Source organism: Mesobacillus maritimus (assembly GCF_023715205.1).
Classification (GTDB): Bacteria; Bacillota; Bacilli; order Bacillales; family Cytobacillaceae; genus Mesobacillus_B; species Mesobacillus_B maritimus_C.
This window is the reverse complement of sequence record NZ_JAMBNR010000037.1, coordinates 1-8,380: the sequence shown is the minus strand read 5'-3', so window position 1 is coordinate 8,380 and position 8,380 is coordinate 1. Positions and strand designations below refer to the sequence as shown.

At 39.6% G+C, this 8,380-nt stretch carries 4 protein-coding genes and 1 rRNA gene; 4 read left to right on the top strand and 1 reads right to left on the bottom strand.

Going from position 1 to position 8,380, the window contains the following annotated elements; all coding sequences use genetic code 11:
- Positions 1-251: 251 nt before the first annotated feature.
- Positions 252-1,154: a glutamate biosynthesis transcriptional regulator GltC gene (gene gltC, locus M3182_RS25440; protein WP_251437706.1), complete on the bottom strand. Its 903-nt coding sequence runs from the start codon at positions 1,152-1,154 to the stop codon at positions 252-254.
- 128 nt (positions 1,155-1,282) lie between these two features.
- Between gltC and gltB the strand changes: the two genes are divergently transcribed.
- From gltB to M3182_RS25420, 4 genes are all read left to right on the top strand, one after another.
- Positions 1,283-5,839 carry a glutamate synthase large subunit gene (gltB, locus tag M3182_RS25435; RefSeq protein WP_251560612.1) on the top strand — a complete coding sequence of 1,519 codons (4,557 nt, stop codon included), beginning with the start codon at positions 1,283-1,285 and terminating at the stop codon, positions 5,837-5,839.
- A gap of 15 nt (positions 5,840-5,854) precedes the next feature.
- The gene (gene gltD, locus M3182_RS25430; protein ID WP_251560610.1) at positions 5,855-7,327 is read left to right on the top strand and encodes a glutamate synthase small subunit; all 1,473 of its coding nucleotides are present in this window, start codon (positions 5,855-5,857) and stop codon (positions 7,325-7,327) included.
- Between the two features lie 122 nt (positions 7,328-7,449).
- Positions 7,450-7,671 (top strand): hypothetical protein, encoded by a 222-nt coding sequence (locus M3182_RS25425; RefSeq protein WP_251560608.1) that lies wholly within the window; start codon positions 7,450-7,452, stop codon positions 7,669-7,671.
- Between the two features lie 443 nt (positions 7,672-8,114).
- Positions 8,115-8,380: ribosomal RNA gene (locus M3182_RS25420) — 16S ribosomal RNA — on the top strand; the annotation flags it as partial.

The following is an 8,380-nucleotide window of genomic DNA, read 5'->3' as shown; positions in this document are numbered from 1 at the left end:
AGATGCAAAATGCCTGGAACGCATCCTCTTGATAACACTTGTAACATATGGGTAAGCCGTATGCCTTAATAGGGCACGTACGGTTTGATAAGGGGGAAGCCATGATAGTGGTTTCCCTACTTTATTCTATAGGACAGCTTAACCTGGCAATTTCAGCTTAGAAAATAAAATGTTATGGAGCTAATGATCGAAATCTTCAGTCCCTAGCTCCATAACATAATCCATGATGTTAGGGGAAATTACCATAGAGTTTATCGATATTGCTCGATGACAGAGAAAAAGTCATTCACAAATTGATAGAATAATTTTTCAGATGGAGCAATTTCCCTGTTTGATGGGATGATGACTCCAACAGTTCGAGTTACAGTTGGTTCATCGATTGCTACTTTAACTGTAAAGCGAGGGATTGATTCTGAAATTGTGCTATCTGGTAAGAGTGTAATTCCGATGCCGGCTGAAACTAGCCCCTTTAAGGCATCCATGTCTTCGCCTTCAGACGCGAGTTTAGGGTTGAATCCTGCAAGTTTACATGCATCTACGACAATTTCTTTTAGAATATATCCATTTGGGAATAAAACAAAAACGTCTGTGCGCAAGTCAGTTAAAGAAATCTTTTTCTTATTTGCTAACGGATGATTTGTGGGTAATAATGCCGATAATTTTTCTGTAAACAAAGTTGTCCCTTGTATCCCTGGTTCATTGGTGGGGACTGGACCTAAAAAAGCCAAATCAAGATCACCAGTTTTGACTGAATCAATTAAGGAAGCATAAGAACCTTGTCTTAAATGAAATGTAATTCGTGGATTTTTTTCTTTGAATGCAGAGATGATGGTCGGAAGCAAATGCCTTGCTAAACTTGATGGATACCCGATTTTAATCGTACCTTGCTCTGGATCAAGATATTCTTTGATATTTTGTTTTGCATAATCTAGCTCTTTTAGAGCCTGAGTAACATGCGTAAGAAAGGTTTTTCCGATTTGCGTTAATTTAACATTTCGGCCTACACGTTCAAATAGAGATACTCCTAATTCATCCTCCAATTTTGAGATTTGGAGGCTGACCGCTGATTGTGCCACATGTAAATGTTCAGCTGCTTCAGTTACATGCTCGCGTTTTGCAACCTCGACAAAATAGAGTAGTTGTCTTAATTCCATTTTATTTCCCTCCTATATTAATATTAAAAAACGATTGATTTCATTTTAATTATATATTGTTTTATATCAATCTGAAAACTTAAAATATAAATCGAGTCAAAGTTCGGAAAACTACGGGGGAGATTAATATGACTTTTAATCAATTACCAAAAGCACAAGGGCTTTATCAACCAGAATTTGAGCATGATGCGTGTGGAATTGGGTTGTATGCTCATATCAAGGGGAAAGCGACACATGAAATTGTAAAAAAAGGTTTGAATATGCTTTGTCAACTTGACCATCGTGGTGGGCAGGGGAGTGATCCACTTACAGGTGATGGTGCAGGGATCATGGTTCAGATTCCAGATGAATTTTTCCGTAAAGAATGCCCGGAATTATCATTGCCTGAGCGGGGAAGGTACGGAGTAGCAATGATCTTCTTTTCGAAAGAAACTGAGCTTGAAAGAGTTGAAGTGGAAGGCAAAATAGAATCAATGGTTGAACAACAAGACCAAAAGGTATTAGGATGGAGAACGGTTCCTGTAAATATGGATAGAGTCGGAAATAACGCTCAAAAAACGGCTCCGATTATTAGACAATTGTTCGTCGGAGCAGGTGAAGGCATTCGTGATGATTTATCATTTGAACGTCATTTATATATCATAAGAAAACGTGCTGAACATTGGGGGCGTAATCAGAATAAAATTTTTTATTTTGCGAGTTTTTCTAGTAGAACCATTGTTTACAAAGGTTTATTAACTCCAGAACAAGTAGATGCCTTTTATTTGGATTTAAAGGATCAAAGTTTTGTTTCCGCATTTGCGTTAGTACATTCGCGTTTTAGCACGAATACTTTCCCAAGCTGGGAGCGAGCCCACCCCAATCGCTACTTAATTCATAACGGTGAAATCAATACACTACGAGGAAATGTTAATTGGATGAATGCCCGTGAAAAGCAGTTTGTTTCCGAAGTTTTCGGAAATGACCTTGATAAACTGGTGCCGATTTTAGATTCAGAAGGCAGTGATTCGTCCATCCTTGATAATGCATTAGAATTTTTAGTCTTAGCTGGGCGAAAACCTGCTCATGCCGCAAGAATGCTTATTCCTGAGCCTTGGGCAAAAAACCCTCAGATGTCGAAAGAAGACCGTGCTTTTTATGAGTACCATAGCACGATGATGGAACCTTGGGATGGACCAACAGCGATTTCCTTTACGGATGGAAAACAAATAGGGGCGATACTGGATAGAAATGGATTACGTCCGGCTCGCTATTATGTAACACAGGATGATTATATTATCTTTTCCTCCGAAGTAGGAGTGATTGATGTTGAACCTGAAAATGTTGTTTTTAAAGACCGTTTGAGTCCTGGAAAAATGCTATTAATCGATTTAGAGGAAGGGCGAATCATTTCTGACGAGGAGATAAAAGCGGATTTGGCAAGTGAATATCCTTATGAACAATGGGTTTTTGAACAATTAGTCCGCTTAAAAGACCTTAATGTTGAGGTACATGATGAACAAGAGTTCACGGATTTAGCTGTTCGCCAAAAAGCATTTGGATACACATATGAAGATATTCATAAATACTTAATTCCGTTGGTATCTGAGGGGAAAGACCCGTTAGGTTCAATGGGGAATGACAGTCCACTTGCAGTGTTATCTGAAAGACCACAGTCTTTATTTAATTATTTTAAACAACATTTCGCACAAGTAACGAACCCACCGATTGATGCGATACGTGAGGACATCGTAACCTCTACAATCTCTTATTTAGGGAAAGAAGGGAACTTACTTCACCCGAATGCAACAAACTGTCAGCGAATTCAAATCGAAACTCCAATCTTATCGAATCAGCAAATGAATTTGTTAAAATCCAATCTTTTAAAAGGGTTTAAGAGTCAGGTTATTCACACGTTATTTTCCGAAGATTTGGAAAAATCAATAAATGAGGTGTGTCAGGAGGCCGATAAAGCAATTTTAGATGATGTAAGTCTTTTGATTTTATCTGATCGAGAAATGGATAAACAAAATGCTGCGATGCCTGTCCTGCTTGTTGCAAGCGCACTTCATCATCATCTAGTCCGTAAGGGTTTACGTGCAAAGGTCAGTATTATCGTCGAATCAGGAGAAGTAAGGGAAGTTCATCACTTTGCGGCACTGATTGGTTATGGTATTGATGCGATTCATCCATACCTTGCTCTAGCTACCTATAAACAAGCTGTGAACGAAGGGGAAATCCCATTTGACTACACGACAGCTACTCAAAAATATATAAAAGGGATAACTGAAGGTGTTGTGAAGGTTATGTCTAAAATCGGGATATCTACCGTCCAAAGTTACCGCGGGGCTCAAATTTTTGAGGCTGTAGGAGTAAGTAAGAGAGTGATTGATCAATATTTTACGGGCACTGTTTCACAACTTGATGGAATTGACATCGAGACTATTGCTGAAGAGACTAAGAAGATTCATGAAAAGGCCTTTACTGATGTTGATCGAACCCTTGATGCCGGTAGTGATTTTCAATGGCGGAAAACAGGGGAACATCATGCTTTCAACCCAAAGACCATCCATACTTTACAATGGGCAACACGGAAGAATGATTATCAATTGTTTAAACAGTACTCGAAAGCAGCAGATGACGAACGAATCGGTTTCCTTCGTAATTTATTTCAGTTTAATTCAAGGCAAAAATCCATACCAATTGACGATGTGGAGTCGGTTGATACAATTGTGCAGCGTTTTAAAACAGGAGCAATGTCTTTTGGTTCATTAAGTAAAGAAGCGCATGAAACTTTAGCTATTGCAATGAACCGTCTAGGAGGAAAAAGCAATAGTGGTGAAGGTGGAGAAGATCCGAGCCGCTTTACTCCTGATCAGCACGGAGACTTACGTCGTAGTGCTATAAAGCAAATCGCTTCTGGTCGTTTTGGTGTTAAAAGTCATTACTTAGTGCACGCAGATGAATTGCAAATAAAAATGGCTCAGGGAGCAAAACCAGGTGAAGGTGGCCAACTTCCAGGAAATAAGGTTTATCCGTGGGTGGCTGATGTTCGGGGATCAACACCTGGAGTTGGGTTGATATCACCACCACCGCATCATGATATATATTCTATAGAGGATTTAGCTCAATTAATCCATGATTTAAAAAACGCCAATCGAGACGCCCGAATTAGCGTAAAGCTAGTTTCTAAATCTGGTGTTGGAACAATTGCTGCTGGTGTTGCAAAAGGTGCAGCTGATGTAATTGTCATCAGTGGATACGATGGAGGAACTGGCGCTTCTCCGAAAACGAGTATTAAACATACAGGTCTTCCATGGGAACTGGGTCTGGCTGAGACTCACCAAACCTTAATGCTGAATGGATTGCGTGATCGAGTTGTCTTGGAAACAGACGGAAAGTTAATGACTGGTAAGGATGTTGTGATGGCAGCGTTATTTGGTGCAGAAGAATTTGCATTTGCTACTGCTCCTCTTGTTGTTCTAGGATGTGTGATGATGAGAGCTTGTCATTTAGACACTTGTCCTGTAGGAGTGGCTACTCAAAGTCCTGAATTACGCAAAAAATTTACTGGTGAAGCGGATTATATTGTCAATTTCATGCGATTTATCGCACAAGAAGTTCGCGAATATATGGCTCAACTTGGTTTTAGAACAATGGATGAAATGGTAGGTCGAACAGAGGTATTAACCGTGACTGAACAGACAAAATCCCATTGGAAGGCAAAGCAGCTAGATTTGACAAAATTGCTTTACCAATTAAATGGTGCACGAACTTACCGTGTTCCCCAGAATCATAAAATCAAAGAATCCCTTGATGTTCGAGAAATTTTACCAGTTGTCCAGGAAGCAATCGAACAACAAAAACCAGTCGATATTACTTTTCCTATTAAGAATACTAACCGAGTTGTTGGCACGATTGTTGGGAGTGAAATTTCTAAGCGTTACGGCGAAGACGGACTACCTGAAGATACAATCACACTACGGTTTACAGGATCCGCAGGACAAAGTTTTGGAGCGTTTTTACCAAAAGGCATGACATTACGGTTAACAGGTGATGTGAATGACTACATTGGAAAAGGGTTATCAGGGGGGAAGATTGCTGTAAAGGACCATGAGCCTACGAAGCTTTATTCTGCAGGGAATGTTATTGCTGGAAACGTTGCTTTTTACGGAGCGACAAGCGGGGAAGCTTATATTAGTGGTCGTGCTGGTGAGCGATTTGCTGTACGGAATAGTGGAGCTCATATAGTCGTTGAAGGTATTGGTGATCATGGTTGTGAATATATGACAGGAGGTCGTGTGGTTATTCTTGGAGATGTTGGTAAGAACTTTGCAGCCGGTATGTCTGGGGGCATTTCATATGTTCTTGCGGATAACCATGATGAGTTTGAAGGGTTATGCAATAAAGAAATGATTCAATTAGAAAAACTAACGGACCTTGAGGAAATAAGTGAAGTAAAAGTAATGGTCCAAAATCATTTAAACTATACAGATAGTGCAAAAGCCAACTATGTACTTGAAAATTGGGACCAAGTCGTGAAGAAATTTGTCAAAGTGATACCGAAAGATTATAAAAAAATGAAGACTCAAATCGCCTACCAAAAAGCGGCTGGCTTAACGGATGAGGAAGCAGTGATGCGGGCGTTTGAGATAAATATGAAGAGTAAAAATATGAATGGAAAACCAGAATCACCTGTACTTTAGGAAGGGGAGAGAAAGATGGGAGAAACTACAGGATTTATGATATACAGTCGAGAAAAGTTGAAAGAAAGGAACCCTCTTGAACGTATAAATGACTGGGAAGAATACTCAAAGCCGCTATCTAATCAAGCGTTAATAAGGCAAGGTGCTAGATGTATGGACTGTGGAACGCCCTTTTGTCACATGGGGATGGAGATTCAAGGTGCAACTACCGGCTGTCCAATAAATAATTTAATTCCTGAATGGAATGATTTGGTTTATCGGGGGCGCTGGAAAGAGGCTCTAGAACGTTTGTTAAAAACAAATAATTTTCCAGAATTCACTGGTCGTGTTTGTCCTGCACCGTGTGAAGGGGCGTGTACATTAGCGATTTCTGATCCTGCAGTTGCGATTAAAAGTATTGAAAGGACGATTATTGATAAAGGGTTTGAAAACGGTTGGATTACTCCGCGTATTCCAACCGTTCGAACTGGAAAAAAAGTAGCGATCGTAGGTTCTGGCCCAGCAGGATTGGCTAGTGCAGACCAGCTTAACCAAGCGGGTCATTCTGTAACGGTATACGAGCGTGCTGACCGGCCGGGTGGACTTTTGATGTATGGAATCCCGAATATGAAATTAGAAAAGGATATTGTAGAACGCCGGATTCGTCTTTTAGTCGAGGAAGGAATTGTATTTGTTACGAACACTGAAGTAGGCAAAGATATTTCTGCTAACCAGTTAAATGAAGAGTATGACGCAGTGATTTTGTGTACAGGAGCTCAAAATCACCGAGACTTATTATTAGAAGGACGTCATGCAAAAGGTATTCATTTCGCGATGGATTATTTAACCGGAGCAACGAAAGGTCTATTAGACCCTGATTATAAAAAAAATGATCAATTTCTTGATACGAAAGGAAAGGATATTATTGTAATTGGAGGTGGAGATACAGGGGCTGATTGTGTGGCGACCGCTCTTCGCCAAAACTGTAAAAGTGTCATTCAATTCGGGAAACATCCAAAACTTCCAACGAGTAGAACGGAAGAAAATATGTGGCCGGCTTATCCAAATGTGTTTACTTTGGACTATGCGTACGCAGAAGCTCAAGAAAAATTCGGCAAGGACCCTCGAGAATATTCGATTCAAACAAAGAAATTTGTTTATGATGAAAATGGTTATGTAAAAGAGTTGCATACCATTCAAATGGAGAAAACGAAAGGCGAAGACGGGCGTGTTACTTTTAACGAGATACCAGGAACAGAAAAGGTTTGGCCAGCCCAATATGTCTTTATAGCTATTGGTTTTGAACAACCACAGCAATCATTATTGAATCAATTTGGGGTGCAAAATAAGGGCAAAGAGAGCAATGAATATAAAACGAATGTTGACGGTGTTTTTGTGGCAGGGGATGCAAGGAGAGGGCAAAGTTTAATTGTTTGGGCGATAAATGAAGGACGCGAAGTCGCTAGTGAAGTGGATCGTTTTCTAATGGAAACAACTGTATTCGTATAATGGAAAAAGTCTAAGTCCTGATTTTTGGATTTAGACTTTTTTAATATGAAATCAAGAGTGTGACTATTTGTATTTTCGAAATTATCGTATAATTAGACTAGAAATGGTAAAGAGGTGATTAGATGACAGGGACAATAACAGTAGTAATGGTGTTTTCTATCCCGATTATTGCAATTCTAACAAGTCATTTTCGAAAGCAAACAAGAATGAAACAAGAAATCATGAAGGACCAACTAGAGCTGGAAAGACTAAAACACGAAAATTATTTAATAGAAACAGAGAAAATGAAACTAGAGTTACAACAGATGAACATAGATAAAGACATTCAATTTAATAGAAAGTAAAAAAGTGTAGGGCGGTAAGCAGTTTATATAGAAAATGTGTTGCCGCCTATTTTTCTGTAGTAGTTTGCCAATATTTTTTTAGAATAGTATTGACGAATGGTTTTGTTTATTATATATTATAAATCCGCTGATGATAACGGCGGAAATCACTATCACAAAATACTATTGACATGTTGATTGCGATATAGAAAAATATCATTTGTCGATTTGAGATTTGATTGTCTTTTGAAAACTAAACAAACAAGCGTCAACAAACAATATTTATCATGTTTCTTCTATTAGTATAGTAAAACATGAGCCAACGTTTTATTTTATGAGCTTAACTCATACTCTTTTCCACGTATTAACAGTCAGTAACATCCTAACGGATGAACTGACCGTTAATACGCGATTGATTCGACTAACCATCACGGGGAAAAACGCCCTACGATGGAAGTCTCATCTTATTGGAGAGTTTGATCCTGGCTCAGGACGAACGCTGGCGGCGTGCCTAATACATGCAAGTCGAGCGGATCTTTTAAAAGATTAGCGGCGGACGGGTGAGTAACACGTGGGCAACCTGCCTGTAAGATTGGGATAACCCCGGGAAACCGGGGCTAATACCGGATAATTCATTTCCTCTCATGAGGAAATGCTGAAAGACGGTTTCGGCTGTCACTTACAGATGGGCCCGCGGCGCATTAGCTAGTTGGTGAGGTAACGGCTCACC